This window comes from Pseudarthrobacter sp. NPDC058362 (assembly GCF_042723515.1).
GTDB lineage: Bacteria > Actinomycetota > Actinomycetes > Actinomycetales > Micrococcaceae > Arthrobacter.
On the sequence record NZ_JBHXIW010000004.1, the window covers coordinates 242,599 to 259,139 of the forward strand.

17 protein-coding genes are annotated in these 16,541 nt (G+C 66.8%); 15 read left to right on the forward strand and 2 right to left on the reverse strand.

The features are described from left to right. Positions 1-94 precede the first annotated feature (94 nt). Positions 95-892, forward strand: coding sequence for a dioxygenase (locus ACFWIX_RS10840; RefSeq protein ID WP_377216120.1), 798 nt, complete (start codon positions 95-97; stop codon positions 890-892). Between the two features lie 21 nt (positions 893-913). Here ACFWIX_RS10840 and ACFWIX_RS10845 read toward each other — a convergent pair whose 3' ends face one another. Beyond that, complete coding sequence (locus ACFWIX_RS10845; RefSeq protein WP_377216121.1) at positions 914-1,588, reverse strand: acVLRF1 family peptidyl-tRNA hydrolase; 675 nt, start codon at positions 1,586-1,588, stop codon at positions 914-916. Positions 1,589-1,729: 141 nt separating this feature from the next. Here ACFWIX_RS10845 and ACFWIX_RS10850 point away from each other — a divergent pair, with 141 nt between their 5' ends. The 14 genes from ACFWIX_RS10850 to nusB all read left to right on the forward strand — a co-directional run bounded on the left by ACFWIX_RS10850 (position 1,730) and on the right by nusB (position 15,160). Then, on the forward strand, positions 1,730-3,139 hold the full coding sequence (locus tag ACFWIX_RS10850; protein WP_377216122.1) for a replication-associated recombination protein A: 1,410 nt from the start codon (positions 1,730-1,732) through the stop codon (positions 3,137-3,139). A 170-nt stretch (positions 3,140-3,309) separates the two neighbouring features. Beyond that, positions 3,310-3,936, forward strand: a complete 627-nt coding sequence (gene rpsD, locus ACFWIX_RS10855; RefSeq protein ID WP_066276228.1) for a 30S ribosomal protein S4 — start codon at positions 3,310-3,312, stop codon at positions 3,934-3,936. A 146-nt stretch (positions 3,937-4,082) separates the two neighbouring features. After that, on the forward strand, positions 4,083-4,457 hold the full coding sequence (locus ACFWIX_RS10860) for a DUF948 domain-containing protein (protein ID WP_377216123.1): 375 nt from the start codon (positions 4,083-4,085) through the stop codon (positions 4,455-4,457). Positions 4,458-4,476: 19 nt separating this feature from the next. Continuing rightward, the gene (locus tag ACFWIX_RS10865; RefSeq protein ID WP_377216124.1) at positions 4,477-4,707 is read left to right on the forward strand and encodes a DUF6167 family protein; all 231 of its coding nucleotides are present in this window, start codon (positions 4,477-4,479) and stop codon (positions 4,705-4,707) included. Between the two features lie 118 nt (positions 4,708-4,825). Continuing rightward, on the forward strand, positions 4,826-7,504 hold the full coding sequence (alaS, locus tag ACFWIX_RS10870; protein ID WP_377216125.1) for an alanine--tRNA ligase: 2,679 nt from the start codon (positions 4,826-4,828) through the stop codon (positions 7,502-7,504). A gap of 8 nt (positions 7,505-7,512) precedes the next feature. After that, positions 7,513-8,112, forward strand: a complete 600-nt coding sequence (ruvX, locus tag ACFWIX_RS10875) for a Holliday junction resolvase RuvX (protein ID WP_377216126.1) — start codon at positions 7,513-7,515, stop codon at positions 8,110-8,112. Then, positions 8,109-9,725, forward strand: a complete 1,617-nt coding sequence (gene mltG / locus ACFWIX_RS10880; protein WP_377216127.1) for an endolytic transglycosylase MltG — start codon at positions 8,109-8,111, stop codon at positions 9,723-9,725. Before ruvX ends, mltG begins: the two co-directional genes overlap by 4 nt. Then, a complete protein-coding gene (locus ACFWIX_RS10885; RefSeq protein ID WP_377216128.1) occupies positions 9,722-10,582 on the forward strand; it encodes a shikimate dehydrogenase in 861 nt (286 codons plus the stop codon). The genes mltG and ACFWIX_RS10885 overlap by 4 nt, the downstream gene beginning before the upstream one ends. 26 nt (positions 10,583-10,608) lie before the next feature. After that, a complete protein-coding gene (aroC, locus tag ACFWIX_RS10890) occupies positions 10,609-11,808 on the forward strand; it encodes a chorismate synthase (protein WP_377216129.1) in 1,200 nt (399 codons plus the stop codon). Between the two features lie 68 nt (positions 11,809-11,876). Next, the gene (locus tag ACFWIX_RS10895; protein ID WP_377216193.1) at positions 11,877-12,386 is read left to right on the forward strand and encodes a shikimate kinase; all 510 of its coding nucleotides are present in this window, start codon (positions 11,877-11,879) and stop codon (positions 12,384-12,386) included. Further along, entirely contained in the window at positions 12,383-13,474 is a 1,092-nt protein-coding gene (gene aroB, locus ACFWIX_RS10900) for a 3-dehydroquinate synthase (protein ID WP_377216130.1), read from the forward strand. Before ACFWIX_RS10895 ends, aroB begins: the two co-directional genes overlap by 4 nt. Continuing rightward, positions 13,474-13,992 carry a tetratricopeptide repeat protein gene (locus tag ACFWIX_RS10905; RefSeq protein ID WP_377216131.1) on the forward strand — a complete coding sequence of 173 codons (519 nt, stop codon included), beginning with the start codon at positions 13,474-13,476 and terminating at the stop codon, positions 13,990-13,992. The genes aroB and ACFWIX_RS10905 overlap by 1 nt, the downstream gene beginning before the upstream one ends. Positions 13,993-14,186: 194 nt before the next feature. Continuing rightward, the gene (gene efp / locus ACFWIX_RS10910; protein ID WP_377216132.1) at positions 14,187-14,750 is read left to right on the forward strand and encodes an elongation factor P; all 564 of its coding nucleotides are present in this window, start codon (positions 14,187-14,189) and stop codon (positions 14,748-14,750) included. Next, a complete protein-coding gene (nusB, locus tag ACFWIX_RS10915; protein WP_377216133.1) occupies positions 14,750-15,160 on the forward strand; it encodes a transcription antitermination factor NusB in 411 nt (136 codons plus the stop codon). Before efp ends, nusB begins: the two co-directional genes overlap by 1 nt. A gap of 79 nt (positions 15,161-15,239) precedes the next feature. On the opposite strand, the gene ACFWIX_RS10920 is transcribed toward nusB, so the two are convergent. Continuing rightward, complete coding sequence (locus ACFWIX_RS10920) at positions 15,240-16,478, reverse strand: PrsW family intramembrane metalloprotease (RefSeq protein WP_377216134.1); 1,239 nt, start codon at positions 16,476-16,478, stop codon at positions 15,240-15,242. Positions 16,479-16,541 lie beyond the last annotated feature (63 nt).

Genomic DNA, 16,541 nt, shown 5'->3' on the forward strand with positions numbered 1-16,541 from the left:
GAAAAGCTCCCCGCTGCCGGCATGGTTCGGCGGCGGGGAGGTCTTTTAAACCCCACGCTTGAAGCTTCAAGTAAACTTGGATATCCTTGTTTGCATGACGCAAACACTTGGCCTTCCCCCGGTACTCTTCCTCAGCCACGGCGCCCCGCCCCTTGCGGATGACGCCACCTGGACCCGCCAGCTGGCGGACTGGTCAGGGACGTTTGGGAAGCCCAAGGACATCCTGATGGTGTCGGCGCACTGGGAAAACGCCCCCGTTTCGCTCAGTGCCACCACCCGTAGTCCCGGCCTGGTCTATGACTTTGGCGGGTTCGCGCCGAAGTACTACCAGGTGCAGTACAACGCCCCGCAGGCGCCGGAGCTCGGCGCCGAGGTGGAGCGGCTGGTGGCCGGCCGCGGATACCACGTGGACCGCGACGAGAGCCGCGGCCTGGACCATGGCGCGTACGTTCCCCTGAAGGAGATGTACCCTGACGCGGACGTTCCCGTGGTGCAGATGTCCATGCCTACGCTGGATCCGCAGGGCCTCTTTGCGCTGGGTACCTCCCTGGCCCCGTTGCGCGAGCGCGGAACGCTGATTGTCGGTTCCGGCTTCACTACGCACAACCTGCGCTGGTTCAACCCGGCCGGCGGACCTGACGTCGCGCCGCCGTCGGCCTCCAGCGAATTCGACCACTGGGCGGAGGAGGCCATGACCCGCGGCGATGTTGACGCCATCCTGGACTTCATGAAGAAGGCGCCTGCCGCCCGGGAGGCGCACCCGCGCAGCGAGCACTGGGCTCCGCTTTACGTCGCCCTCGGTGCGGCGTACGGCTCCGGGAATATCGAGGCGAAGACCGCCATCGACGGGTTCTGGTACGGCCTGTCCAAGCGGTCCTGGACCCTGAACTAATAGGCGCAATTACGGGCTGAGTCAGTCCCCGCCGGGCCCGTCGGTCACCTGGACCCGCACGGAGCAGGCGTCGCCGGCAGCCTTAAGGACGACGGCGGCACGCGGCTCGGGTACGTCCAGCCAGGCCAGCCTGGGCGCACCCGAGTAGTCCCGCAGGGCCGGGTGCGCCAGGACCTGCTCCGCGAGCGTCCGGTCGCCGCCGGGCGCAAGGTACTCGAACGGCGGGGCGGAGCCGAACAGCGCTGCTGCCTGGGCGGCAACGGCATCCACCAGCGCATCAGCCTGATTTCCGCGGCGGCGGGCAAAGCGCTGCTGGGACTGGCCGCCCGCGGACGTGCGTCCCTGAACGTACCGGGTTCCCGCCTTGCTGGCCAGTAGCCTGCCCTCGGAGGTTACTCCTATGCCGTAGCCTCCCCGCCGCACCAGCAGCAGCCCAACCCGGCGCGGCTGGGAAGCCAGCGAGGCCAGCCGCTCCAGGACGTCCGCTCCGCGCCCCGGCCGGCCGTCCACTGGCCATGGCGGCTGGAGCAGCGCCGCGGTGCCGTCGGCCGCCAGAAGCCGCACGCCGTCGTCGTCATCGCTGACAGACCAGCCGCCATGGGCGCTGCCAAAGCGCGCCGCCCAGCCCGGCAGCCGGGCGCCGGGCACGAACGTAGTGCGCACGGACGGCGGGCGCGCGCCCCGGGCTGCGGACATGTCGGCCTCCTCTTCTGTACGTCCCCTCCGCGGGATGGCACTTCGCGGCAGTGTTACTTCACAACATTGCTGTGAACTGCCATCCCGCGGGGGAGGGCTGTCGGCGCGGGCCGAATGATTGACTGCAAGTAGCCTATCTATGTGGATGATCTCTTCGGGCAGGATGCTGGCGACGACGACGGGCCGGACGGTGGCGCCAAACCCGGCGCAGGCAGCGGTACTGCTCCGCGCAGCCCCCTCGCAGTCCGCATGCGGCCGCGCAACCTCGACGAGGTGGTGGGCCAGCAGCACCTGCTGGGCCACGGCTCGCCGCTCCGCCAGCTGGCGGCAGGCGCGGAGGCCGCGGGGCCAGCCGGGCCGGCCTCACTGATCCTGTGGGGACCGCCCGGGACGGGCAAGACCACCCTGGCCCACGTGATCGCCAGGGGCCCGGGCCGCAAGTTCGTGGAGCTGTCCGCCATTACCGCCGGCGTGAAGGACGTCCGGCGCGTCATGGACGATGCCCTCACGGCCCGGGACCTTTACAAGACCACCACCGTCCTGTTCCTGGACGAGATCCACCGCTTCAACAAGGCGCAGCAGGACGCCCTGCTGCCCGGCGTTGAGAACCGCTGGGTGGTGCTGGTGGCCGCAACCACGGAAAACCCCTCCTTCTCGGTGGTGTCCCCGCTGCTCTCCCGGTCCCTGCTGCTGACGCTCAAGCCGCTCACTGATGCCGACATCGAAGGACTCCTGCTCCGTGCTGTCCAGGATCCGCGTGGCCTGGACGGCAAGGTCGAGCTCTCCGGCGAAGCCCTGGCACACCTGGTCCGGCTCTCCGGCGGTGACGCCCGGCGCGCGCTGACCGCCCTGGAGGCCGCTGCCGGCGTCGCGTTTGGCGACGCCGATGACGCCGCCGTCGGCGATGGCGCTCCCGTGAACGTCGAACTTAAGCACACCGAACGTGCCCTGGACGTCGCCGCCGTTCGTTACGACCGCGCCGGGGACCAGCACTACGACGTGGCCAGCGCGTTCATCAAGTCCATCCGCGGCTCGGACGTGGACGCGGCACTGCACTACCTGGCCCGCATGCTGGAGGCGGGGGAGGACCCCCGCTTCGTGGCACGGCGGATCGTGATTTCTGCGGCGGAGGACATCGGCATGGCGGACCCCACCGCCCTGCAGACCGCGGTGGCCGCAGCCCAGGCAGTGCAGCTGATCGGCATGCCGGAGGGCCGGATCATCCTGGCCGAGGCTGTGGTCCACCTGGCCACCGCCCCCAAGTCCAACGCCGCATATCTCGGGATCAACAAGGCCATTGCGGATGTCCGCGCCGGGCTGGGCAATGGTATTCCCGCCCACCTGCGCGACTCGCACTATCCGGGGTCCAAGCAGCTGGGGCACGGGCTCGGCTACAAGTATGCCCATGACGCCCCGCACGGCGTGGCCACCCAGCAGTACCCGCCGGACGACCTGGTGGGCAAGGACTACTACCAGCCCACGGCCAACGGCGCCGAACGGGACATCGCGGTACGGCTGGAGCGGCTGCGGAAGATTATCCGCGGCACATAGGCGCCGTGGTAGGATAGATGTTTGTCTGGCAAGGCACGGACGCACAATCCCCTTGAATTTCTTCAAGTAGGTTATGCCCTGCGCCCAGTAGCAAAAGGCAGCGGTTGGCCGATGCTCTCCATCGTGGAGGCCAGTAACACTGACACACCGCAGATATTGGAAGGACACAAGTGGCTAACAACACTCGTGCTCGCCGTCAGGCCCGCCTCTCGCGGTCCCTCGGCATTGCTCTGACCCCCAAGGCCGCCAAGTACATGGAGCGCCGCCCGTACGGCCCCGGTGAGCACGGCCGCGCCCGCAAGAAGCAGGACTCCGACTACGCCGTACGTCTGCGCGAAAAGCAGCGTCTGCGCGCCCAGTACGGCATCCGCGAAGCACAGATGACCCGTGCCTTCGAAGAAGCCCGCCGCACCAAGGGCCTGACCGGTGAGAACCTCATCGAACTGCTCGAAATGCGTCTTGACGCCCTGGTCCTGCGTGCCGGCTTCGCCCGCACCATCGCCCAGGCCCGCCAGCTTGTTGTGCACCGCCACATCATGGTTGACGGCGTCCGCGTCGACCGCCCGTCGTTCCGCGTCGGCGAGGGCCAGCTGGTCCACGTCCACAGCCGCAGCGAGACCATGGTTCCGCTCCAGGTTGCAGCAGCCGGCGCCCACCGCGACGTGCTGCCCGCCGTTCCGGCCTACCTGGACGTCAAGCTGGAGGCACTGCAGGCCCGCCTGGTCCGCCGCCCCAAGCGCTCCGAGGTTCCCGTGACCTGCGAAGAGCAGCTCGTCGTCGAATTCTACGCACGCTAAATCCCAGCAGCGTATCCAAAGAAGCCCGTGGCAAGCGCCGCGGGCTTCTTTGTATGTAAGGTACTTGGGGGACATCTGCGGCGAAGCCCTTTTCGGGGCGCGCCGCGGTGATGCCGATCCACAGGATTTCGAGGAGATGAACGTATATGTCTGGTGGCGATATTGCCGGCCTGATCGCTGCCGGGGTGTTTGCGCTCCTGGTGCTGCTGCTGGCAGTGCCCATCATGAAACTGGGCAGGGTGTTCGACGAGGTGCGCACCGCCATCCGGTCGCTCAGTGACGGGGCCACTCCACTCATGGATGAGGTGACGGCCACCGTCTCCACCACCAACCAGCAGCTCAAGAAGGTGGACGGGATCTCATCCAACGTCTCTGACGCCTCGGCGAACCTGTCTGCACTTTCTTCACTGGTTGCCGCCACCATGGGATCGCCGCTGATCAAGGTCGCGGCCTTCAGCTACGGCGTCCGGACCGCGCTGGCCAACCGTAAGAAGCCCGCTACCGGCCGCCGCAGCCGCTGAACCACGGAAGAGACAGACCATGAAAAGACTTGTCTGGATGGGAATTGGCGTGGCTATCGGAGTCATCGCCTTCAAGAAAGTGACCGAAGCCCAGTCCAATCTTGGACCGGAAGGCCTGAACCGGGCCGTGGGCCGGCTTGCGGACGGCATTTACGACTTCGCCGATGCGGTGCGGGCCGGCATGCATGAGCGGGAGTCCGACCTCCGCTCGGCCCTGGGCGTCGAGCCAGCGGACGCGGCCCGCCGCTGACCGCCCTGGCCGCCACCCCCGGCAGGCCGGAAGCAAACCGGCAGGACCATCCTTGGGCCTGCCAATGAACGATCAATCCGTGCAGGTGCGCGGACCAAGAAGGGTAAGAAGACAGCACATGAAGTCGCAGGAGATTACGAAGCGCTGGGTGGACTTTTTTGTCAGCAAGGGCCACACGGCGGTTCCGTCCGCGTCGCTGGTATCCAGCGACCCCTCGCTGCTGTTCACGGTGGCCGGCATGGTGCCGTTCATCCCGTACCTCACTGCCCGTGAGGAAGCCCCCTACTCGCGCGCCACCAGCGTCCAGAAGTGCATCCGCACCGGCGATATCGAAGAAGTGGGCAAGACGGCCCGCCACGGCACCTTCTTCCAGATGTGCGGCAACTTCTCCTTCGGCGACTACTTCAAGGAAGACGCCATCAGGTTCGCCTGGGAACTGCTCACCAAGAGCGTTGACGACGGCGGCTACGGCCTCGCGCCGGAACGCCTCTGGGTCACCGTGTACCAGGAGGACGACGAGGCTGCCGAACTGTGGCTGAAGAACACCGGCGTCCCGGCAGAACGCATCCAGCGGATGGGCAAGTCGGACAACTATTGGCACACCGGCCAGCCCGGCCCGGCGGGCCCGTGCTCGGAGATCTACTACGACCGCGGCCCGGCCTACGGCGTTGAAGGCGGCCCCCTCGCCGACGAGACCCGCTATATCGAGATCTGGAACCTCGTGTTCATGCAGTACCAGATCGACAACGTCCGCTCCAAGGAAGACTTCGATGTGCTGGGGGAGCTGCCCAAGCGCAACATCGACACCGGCCTGGGCATGGAACGCCTCGCCATGATCCTCCAGGGCGTCGAGAACATGTACGAGACCGACCAGGTGCGTCCTGTCATCGACAAGGCAGCCGAGCTCTCCGGCAAGGAATACACGTCCGCAGAGTCCGATGACGACCCGCACCACACGGATGATGTCCGGATGCGCGTCGTGGCCGACCACATCCGCTCCGCGCTGATGCTCATCTCCGACGGTGTCACCCCCTCCAACGAGGGCCGCGGCTACGTGCTGCGCCGCCTGATCCGCCGCGCCGTTCGCTCCATGCGCCTTCTGGGCGTCGAGCAGGCCTGCCTGCCGGAGCTGCTGCCGGCCTCGCGGGACGCCATGAAGGGTGTCTACCCCGTGGTGGAAACCGATTTCGACCGCATCAGCCGGATCGCCTACGCCGAAGAAAAGGCGTTCCTGCGCACCATCGCCTCCGGCACTGCACGGCTTGAAGACGCGGTCCGCGAGTCCAAGGCGGCCAACCGCCCGTTGTCCGGCTCGGACGCGTTCACGCTGCACGACACCTACGGTTTCCCGATCGACCTCACCCTCGAAATGGCAGAGGAAGCGGGCCTGAAAGTGGACGAGGCGGCGTTCCGGAGCCTCATGCAGGAACAGCGGCAGCGCGCCCAGGCCGACGCCAAGGGCAAAAAGGGCGGCCACGCCGACCTCAGCGCCTTCCAGGAGATCCTCGCCCAGGGCGAAACTATCTTCACCGGCTACACAGAGCTCGACGGCGAATCCCGGGTCCGCGGGATCCTCACCAACGGACTTCCGGTACAGCAGGCGTCCACGGGCGACGAAATCGAACTGGTGCTCTCCGAGACGCCGTTCTACGCCGAGGCCGGCGGGCAGGCAGCGGACACCGGCCTGATCACGGGTGACGGCTTCGTCGTCGAGGTCCTGGACGTCCAGCGTCCGCTGAAGGGCCTGAGCGTCCACAAGGCCATTGTCCGCGAGGGCGAAATTGCGTCCGACGCCCTGGTGCGTGCCGCCGTCGACCGCGAACGGCGCCATGCCGCAGAGCAGGCGCACACCGGCACCCACATTGTCCACGCTGCACTGCACCAGATCCTGGGGCCGGAAGCCACCCAGCGCGGCTCCTTCAACAAGGCCGGCTACCTGCGCTTCGACTTTGCCTGGGGCGAAGGCCTGAGCACGGCCACCCGGTCCGAAATCGAGGAAGTCTCCAACCTCGCCATTCGCAACAACTTCCGGGTGGAAACCAAGGTCATGGGCCTGGCCGAGGCGAAGGCACTGGGCGCCATGGCGCTGTTCGGCGAGAACTACGGCAGCGAGGTCCGCGTCGTGGAAATCGACGGCGCTTGGTCCCGCGAGCTCTGCGGCGGTACGCACGTGGCCAACACGTCCCTTATCGGCAGCCTCTCGCTGCTCGGCGAACAGTCGGTGGGTTCTGGAAACCGCCGCGTCGAGGCCTTCGTGGGCATGGATGCCTTCCGCCACCTTGCTGCCGAGCGTGCCCTGGTGACGGAACTGACGGAGATGCTGAAGGTTCCCTCCGGCCAGCTGGCCGACCGCATCGCCACCACCTTGTCCAAGTTGAAGGCCACGGAAAAGGAACTGGACCGGCTGCGCAAGGAACAGCTGGCCGCTTCGGCAGCGCAGCTGGTGGGCAGCGCCAGGGACGCCGCCGGCGTCAGCGTGATTGCGCACGACGCCGGGACCGTCAGCGGTGCGGATGATCTTCGCGGGCTCGCCCTGGACCTGCGCAACCGGCTCGGTTCCGCCGCGGCAACGGTGGCGGTAGCGGGTGTGGCGAACGGCCGTCCCATGGTCCTGGTGGCCACCAATGAGGCTGCCCGCGAATTCGGTGTCAAGGCGGGTGCGCTGGTACGCCTGGCCGCCGGTGTTCTCGGCGGCGGTGGCGGCGGCAAGGACGACGTGGCCCAGGGCGGCGGAACCGACGCGACGAAGGTTCCCGCTGCCCTCACCGCCATTGTCGACGCCATCTCGGCCCGCTAAACCTCATCATGACCCATCCTGAACCGGCCGGCGGATACCCCCAGGGCGTGAAACTGGGGGTGGACGTAGGCACTGTCCGGGTCGGCGTGGCGCTCTGCGACCGTGACTCGATCCTGGCCACGCCCTACAAGACCCTGGACCGCAACGCCAAGAAGAACTCGGACGTGCGCATCATCGCGGACCTCGCCGCGGACCTCGGCGCAGTGCAGGTCTTTGTCGGGCTGCCCCGGACGCTCAAGGGCGAGGAGCGGGCGTCGGCGCAGATGGCCACGGACTACGCCGGGCTCCTGGCTGCCGAGCTGTCCGCGCGTGGCCTCGAGGTGCCTGTGAACCTGGTGGACGAGCGGCTCAGCAGCGTTACAGCCCACCGCAACCTGCATCAGGCTGGCATGAGCAGCAGGGACCACCGTAAAGTAATTGACCAGGTCGCGGCGGCAGGTATCCTCCAGCACGCGATCGACATGCAAAAAGCCAGGGGAGCGGACGTCGGTTCACGAGTGGACGCGCCGGCCCCTGCCATCGAGCCGGCATCCGGCGGACTGGACCAGCCCGCCCGGGACCTGCCGGTGGATACGGCCCGATCTTCAGATAATGGAAGGCAACAGTGAGCCCTGCCAACATCGACGACGCCTCCGGCTCGCGGGCCGGAGGATCCGGGCGTCCGCTGACCCGGAAGGAACTGCGCGCCCGGGAAAAGAGCCTTGAGACCGGCAAGCACGGGGCCGTTCCGGAGCAGGCCTATGAGACGGGCCATGACATCCCGCCCCAGCCGGTCCAGCCACCGGTGGCCCTGCCGCAGGAAGAGCCGGCCGTGCCGCCGGCCCCTGTGGAACCGCCCGCCGCGCAGGAGCCTGCCGCTGCCACGGTGCCGCCCGCTCCGGTGACACCGCCTGGAATCAACGTGCGCCAGGACCTCCGGATTGAAGCGCATCACGGTGCAGAACAGCAGCCTGACGCGCCACTCGTGGACGAACCCCACTACGCGGGTCAGCACTACGCGGAAGAGCCGGGCCACGGTCACGGCTACGATGATGGGCTGCACCAGGACGCGGTTCTCCTCAGGGAGGACTTTCACCACCCGGAGCTCCACGAAGATCAGCATCACGACGACGATCTCCACCACGGTCTGCTTCCGGCCGCGGTTGCCGCACCGCCGCGGCCCTCAAAGAAGGTTCGGCGCCGCCGTCGGATTCTTGCACTGTTCCTCACGCTGGCCGTGTTTATCACCGCGGTCGCAGTGGGAGCGCAGTTCCTCAAACCGCTCCTTGGCGACTCCCGGCCCAGCGATTTTCCCGGCCCCGGCACGGGAGAGGTCCAGGTGACCGTCGCCAACGGTGAAGGCAGCCGCTCAGTCGCTGCCACCCTCGAAAACGAACAGGTCATCGCCAACGCAGACACCTTCCTGCAGGCGTTCAACGCCTCGGGCGGAACCCTCTCTCCGGGCGACTACACGTTTAAGCGGGAGATGAAGAACTCCGACGCCGTCAGCGTCCTCCTGGGCGAAGGGTCGGAGAAGGTCATCTACTTTGCGCTAAGCGCCGGACTGCGGATCGGCGAGTCCCTTCAGGCCATCTCCGAAGGATCCGGCATTTCCATCCAGGACCTGCAGTCCTTCAGCGACAAACCGGCCCAGTTCGGCCTGCCCCCCGCCGCCAAGAACCTCGAGGGATACCTGGCGCCGGGAGAGTACCGCTTCCCGCTGGGTACCTCGGCCAAGGACATCCTGCAGAAGCTGGTGGACACCACGGTGGACGAACTGGTGGCGCAGGGAATCACGGACCCCGCCAAGCAGTACCAGGCCGTCACGGTAGCCAGCATCGTCCAGGCCGAAGGCGGCCAGGCGGACTACGGCAACGTTGCCGGCGCCATCTACAACCGCCTTAAGCCCAACGACCAGACCAACGGCTACCTCCAGGTGGACTCCGCCGTGACCTACGGGCTGGGGACGCGCAGCTTCAACTTCACCGAAGAGCAGCGCCGGGACAAGTCGAACCCGTACAACACGTACGCGAACCCCGGCCTTCCGCCTGGCCCCATCGGTTCCCCGGGCCGGACGGCCATCGACGCTGCCGCCAAGCCCACCAAGAACGACTTCCTGTACTGGGTCACCATCAACCTGGACACCGGGGAGACCAAGTTCGCCAAGACGCTGGCTGAGCACAACGCCTACGTGGAGCAGTACAACAACTGGTGCCGGGCGAATGAAGGACGCTGCACGTGAGCCTGAGGGCTGCTGTCCTGGGCCATCCCATCGGCCACTCAAAGTCGCCGGCACTGCACCGGGCAGCCTACGCCCGGCTAGGGATGGACATCAGCTACACCGCCATCGACGTCACCGAGGAGCTGCTGCCCGGATTCATGCAGCAGGTCCGGCACCAGCCCGGGTGGCGTGGCCTCTCGGTGACCATGCCATTGAAAACCGCCATCCTGCCAGAATTGGACGAGGTCCGCGGCATTGCCCGGACGCTGGGGGTGGTGAACACCGTGTCCTTCGAGGACGGGGGGGACGCCGCCCGGACTATCGGTTACAACACGGACGTGGCCGGTATCGTCAATGCGCTCCGGCACGGGGGAGCCGGCCAGGCCCCGTCCGCCGTGATCCTGGGCGGGGGAGGCACCGCGGCGTCGGCTGTGGCCGCGCTGAAGGAGTTGGGCACGGATCGCGTGCACGTCTATGTCCGTGACCCCTCCCGCGCCGGGGATGTCCGCGCCGCTGCCGGCAGCCTGGGCCTGGATCTGGACGTCCGTCCATTGACTGAAGCTGCCCGCCCCGCGGCGGAGGCCGACGTCGTCATCTCCACTCTGCCGCCCCGGGCCGCGGATGGTCTAGGCTCCGAAATCGCCGCCCTGAAAACCCGAACTCCCGGCGTGCTGCTGGATGTGGCGTATGATCCCTGGCCCAGCCTCGCCGCCTCCGTTTGGCAGGCCGGCGGCGGCACCGTGGTCCCGGGACTGGAGATGCTGCTCTACCAGGCCGTGGAGCAGGTGCGGCTTTTTACACGCCGCGACGGCGACGTCAACGCAGCCGTCATAGATGTGATGTGCGCCTCAGTCGGCCTTCCCCGACGGGCTTTGTGACCGCCCCCCGTGGCAGGATGGAAGATATGTTGCGTTGGTTGACAGCCGGTGAATCCCATGGCCCGGCTCTGATGGGAATTATTGAAGGCGTCCCCGCCGGGGTGGAAATCACCAGCGGCCACATTGCCGACTCGCTCGCCCGCCGCCGGCTTGGCTATGGCCGCGGCGCACGCATGAAGTTCGAACAGGACGTCGTCACCATCCTTGGCGGCGTCCGTCACGGCATTACCCAGGGCGGCCCGGTTGCCATCCAGGTGGGAAACACCGAGTGGCCCAAGTGGGAGCAGATCATGTCTGCCGACCCCGTTGAACCAGAAGCCCTGGCCGACCAGGCCCGCAACGCGCCGTTGACGCGGCCCCGCCCGGGGCACGCAGATTTCACCGGCATGCAGAAGTACGGCTTCGACGAAGCCCGGCCAGTCCTTGAGCGCGCCAGCGCCCGCGAAACCGCCACCCGTGTAGCCATGGGCACCGTTGCCGCGCAGCTCCTGAAGCACCTCGGCATTGAACTGGTCAGCCACACAGTCTCCATTGCCAGCGTCACGGTTCCCGAGGGCCGGCCGCTTCCCGTCCCCTCGGATGTCCTTGCCTTGGACGCCGACCCGCTGCGTTGCTTTGACCGCGACACATCAAACGCCATGGTCGCCGAGGTCGATGCGGCGCATAAGGAGGGCGAAACGCTGGGCGGCGTGGTGGAGGTCCTCGCTTACGGACTGCCGCCCGGACTGGGCAGCTACGTCCACTGGGACCGCCGGCTCGACTCCCGGCTTGCCGCAGCCCTTATGGGCATCCAGGCCATCAAAGGCGTGGAAGTGGGCGACGGCTTCCGTACCGCTGCCCGCCGTGGATCCGCGGCGCACGATGAAATCGTCCGGGACGCGGACGGCCGCATCATTCGCGCCAGCAACCGTGCCGGTGGCATTGAGGGCGGCATGAGCATCGGTGATGTCCTGCGGGTCCGGGCAGCCATGAAGCCCATCGCCACCGTACCGCGCGCCCTGAAGACCATCGACGTCAGCACCGGTGAACCGGCCAAGGCACACCACCAGCGCTCCGACGTCTGTGCAGTCCCTGCCGCCGGCGTCGTGGCGGAGGCCATGGTTGCACTGGTCCTCGCCGAAGCCGTCATGGAGAAGTTCGGCGGTGACTCGGTGGCGGAGACGGCGCGCAACATCAAGGGCTACCTGGACAACATCCCGGCCTCCCTGGACTCGATCGGCCAGTAGTGCCCCACCGCAACAAAGACGGCGCCTTCACCGGGCCGGAAAAGCGCCCCATCGTGCTCATCGGCCCCATGGCCGTGGGGAAGTCGGCCCTTGGCCAGCAACTGGCGCAGCAGCTGGGTGCCCCGTTTGTGGACACCGATGCGGTGGTCGTGGCAACCCACGGATCCATCGCCGAGATCTTCGCCGGCCGCGGTGAACACGCGTTCCGTGAAATCGAGGCGCGGACTGTGGCCGCCGCCGTGGAATCCGCGGAAGGCCAGGGCACCGTGATCTCCCTTGGTGGCGGGGCGGTGCTCGATTCGGGAACGCAGCAGATCATCAGCCGGTGTACCGTGGTGTACCTCGAATGCGACGCCGATACGGTCGCGTCGCGCATCGCCAAAAACTCCGGCCGCCCCTTGCTGGCAGGCGACGCCATGGGCCGCTGGCAGGCCATGTTCGCCACCCGCAGGCCTGTTTACGAGCGGCTTGCGGATATCACCCTGGACGTCCGGCACGGCTCGGTGGCCGAGCTCGGCGCCCGGCTGGAAGCAGCGCTGCGTGACTTCGCAGCTGCCCAACAGGAAGTTGAAAAGTGAGTACCGAATCAACGGTCATCAAAGTTACTGGCGCCAGTGCCGCGGAAAATTACGACGTCGTCGTCGGACGCGGGCTGCTCGGTAACCTTCCGGCGTTGCTGGGGGAGCGGGTGCGGCGCGTGCTGGTCATCCACCCCCGCGCGCTCCGCCTGACGGGTGACACCGTTAGGGACGAACTGGCGGAGGACGGCTTCACCTCCCTCACTGCCGAGATCCCGGACGCCGAGGAAGGCAAACACATTCAGGTCGCCGCGTTCTGCTGGCAGGTCCTGGGACAAAACGACTTCACCCGGTCCGACGCCATCGTGGCCGTGGGCGGCGGCGCCGTCACGGACCTGGCTGGCTTTGTCGCGGCAACGTGGCTTCGCGGGGTCAAGGTCATCCACATGCCCACCAGCCTGCTGGGCATGGTGGACGCAGCCGTGGGGGGAAAGACCGGGATCAACACCGCGGAGGGCAAGAACCTGGTGGGCGCCTTCCACCCGCCGGCCGCCGTCCTTGCGGACCTTGATACCCTCCAGACACTGCCCCGGAACGAGATTGTGTCCGGGATGGCAGAGGTCATCAAATGCGGGTTCATCTCCGACCCCGCCATCCTGGACCTGGTGGAGAAGGACGCGGCCGCCGTCGTCGATCCGCAGTCCCCGGTCATCCGCGAACTCATCGAACGGGCCATTGCTGTCAAGGCCGCGGTAGTCTCCGAAGATCTCAAGGAATCCGGACTGCGGGAGATCCTGAACTACGGCCACACGCTGGGCCACGCCATCGAACTGGTGGAGCGGTACTCGTGGCGCCACGGCGCTGCCGTGTCCGTGGGAATGATGTTCGCCGCGGAACTGGCCCGCAGCGTTGGGCGGCTCAGTGATGCCGATGCCGATCGGCACCGGAGCATACTTGAGGGGCTTGGGCTGCCGGTAACATACCGGCGGGACCGCTGGCAGGGCCTGCTGGACGGAATGCGGCGCGACAAGAAGTCCCGCGGTGACCTCCTGCGTTTCGTGGTGCTGGACGGCATCGCCAGGCCGGGCATCCTCGATGTTCCGGATACGTCACTGCTCTTTGCCGCCTACCAGGAAATCGCTTCCTGATGCAGGGCGATGTGACCGGAACCAGTGACTGGCCGGAAACCGGGTTCCCGGGCATCCGGATCAACCCGGAGACACTCCTGCCGCAGATCGTGAACTCCGAGGCGTGCCAGGCTGCGCTGGATGCGTCCCGGGACCCCGCGGACCGGATTTTCGTTCTGCTGGTCCAGGGCCAGGCAGCCGAGGCGGCTGAGCTTCTGGCGGAAGCCCGCTTCGCCGATCCCGAGTCGTTCCGCCTGCGTGCCTTCGAAGCCGAGGTGCTCCTGGTCTCCAAGCGCCTGGACCACGCCGTGGAGCTCTTCCGGCAGTTGCTCTCGGAGGTCCAGGGCACCCCGATGGAGGCGCAGGCGCTGCAGTTCCTCGGTAAGACCCAGTACGCCGCCGGCCAGGTTTCGGCCGCCGTCGATTCGTTCACCCGGGCGCTGGACCTGCGTGTGGCGCAGTCGGCGGATGCCGCACAAATCTATTCGTCGACGGTGGCGCTGCAGCGCGCCCGGGATGTGCTGGACCTGGCCTGCTGAAAGTCGTCGTCCGGGCCCGTCCGGGTGCATGGCCGGGGCCCTGCCCGAAAGCCGGTTGGATTTACCGGTAGAATAGTTCTTGGATTTTTGCAGACCCGCGATTTTTGACAAACACGCGCTGGCAGGCCGTCGACCCTGCCGGCCGGCATACGAAGCCTGACCACGCGGCCAGGAACAGAAACCAGAGGAAACCAGTGGCAACCACTAACGACATCAAGAACGGAACGGTCCTGAAGCTCGAGGGCCAGCTCTGGAACGTTATCGAGTTCCAGCACGTGAAGCCGGGCAAGGGCGGTGCATTCGTCCGCACCAAGATGCGGAACGTGATGTCCGGCAAGGTTGTGGACAAGACCTTCAACGCCGGCCTCAAGATCGAAACCGCCACGGTTGACCGCCGCGACTACCAGTACCTGTACCAGGACGGCGCCGACTTCGTTTTCATGGACACCTCGGACTACGACCAGATCACCGTTTCCGGGGCCACCGTTGGCGACGCCACCAACTTCATGCTCGAAAACCAGATGGTCAACATCGCCATCCACGAGGGCAACCCCCTCTACATCGAGCTGCCGCCGAGCGTAGTCCTCGAAATCACGTACACCGAGCCGGGCCTCCAGGGCGACCGCTCGTCCGCCGGCACCAAGCCCGCGACGCTGGAGACCGGCTACGAGATCCAGGTTCCCCTGTTCATTGAGAACAACACCAAGGTCAAGGTGGACACCCGCGACGGCAGCTACCTCGGCCGGGTCTCTGAGTAGTGAGCGCCCGCGGCAAAGCCCGTAGCAGGGCCCTTGATGTTCTTTTCGAGGCCGAACAGCGTTCGGTGTCGGCCTTCGACGTCCTCCGGGCGCGGCGGGAAAAAACGGACCAGGTGGTCAATCCGTACACCGTGGACATCATCGAAGGCGTTGTCTCCCGGCAGACTGCCATCGACGAGTTCCTGGAAACTTATTCGCAGGGCTGGAGCCTTGAACGGATGCCGTCCGTGGACCGCATCATCCTCCGGATAGGTACCTGGGAACTGCTCTACAACGACGATGTTCCGGACGGCGTCGCCGTCAGTGAAGCGGTGGCTCTGGCCAAGACGCTTTCCACCGACGAATCGCCGCAGTTCATCAACGGACTGCTGGGCCGGTTGCAGCAGCTGAAACCCTCGCTGCTGGCGTAGCTGGAGACCCACTGACAGGACCAACCCCGCTAAAGGAGCCGACCGCCAACCAGGCGGCCGGCTCCTTTGCTGTTTCGGTTCAGCCGGCTACGGCGGCCCTGAGCGCCAGCACGCGCTGCAGCTGCAGCCGCTCTTCGGCCTGGTGGAGTGGCACGTCCCGGCCGCTGAGGATCCGTTGCCGAATGTTAGCCAGCCGGGTCACCGCCGCCACAAACTCCTTCATCTGCCGCTTCCGACCGAGCCCGCCCGCCCATCTCAGCGCCGCACGCCGTCCGGCCGTTGTGGCAAGCATTTCCACCTCGTCCACGGTGAACCAGCCCGCGGCGGCGTACTCCAACAGGCGCTGCCGGGTGAGTCGATTCTCGGCAATGCGCAGGACCACGATGCCGGCCACGGCGGCCAGGAAGAGGGGTACCTGTACCAGCACGTATTCAGCCAGGAAGTTCTCGCCCATGCTGTTCCAACGGTTGTGCAGGAACATGGCCGGCAGCACGCCCACGGCGAATGCCATCACGGCTGTCCAAGCACGCCCGCGCCGGGCAGCGAAGCCCATGACCAGCCCCGTGGTGCCGGTGAATACCGCGTGGGCAAAGGGGGACATGATGCCGCGGAGGACGAACACCTGCGCCAGGTCCCCTGACACGACCGGATCAGCGATGGCACGGCCAAAATACAGAATGTTTTCGGTGAATGCGAAGCCTGCGGCGATGGTGAAAGCAAATACCACGCCGTCCACCGGCCCGTCGAAATGCCTGCGCGCGGCCAGCAACAGGACAAGCAGTCCCAAACCCTTGGCTGATTCCTCCACGATCGGCGCCTGGACAGTGACGAGGTAGGTCCGAAGCGCTGCTTCGCTCGGGAACTCCGCCCCGACCAGGAACAGCGGCTGCAGCAGCATCGTCGCGGCGATGGACACCGCGGCGCCCCACGTGAAGGCGAAGTACAGCAGGCGCTTGGGTTCCGGCTCCCACCGGTCAATCACCCTGACTGTCAGGAGTACAACCGCCAAGGGAAAGAGGGAGGCTACAAAACCGCCCAGAAACCCGGCAGGGCCCGTGCTGGCCAGCAGCGGCGGGACCACCAGAAACAGGCTGGCGAACGCCAGCAGAGTGACGGCAAACGTGAGCCATACCAGCCCGCCGCGGCGGCGCGTCGCGGCCGGTCCGGGAACGCCCCACCAGCCAGGTGGTCCGCCAAGAGGCGCCGCAGGCTGCACGGCGGGGCCGAAATGCCCGGGAGCGGGACGGTAGTCCTGCGGCTGGACATGTCCCATCCAGCTGGGGTTGGCATCGCGCGGCAGTGGGGGAGGTGTCGGCATAACGAAAGCCTAGCGGCGGATCCGGACGCCTGTGGAGCAGGGCGTGTGACCAGCACCGCGCCG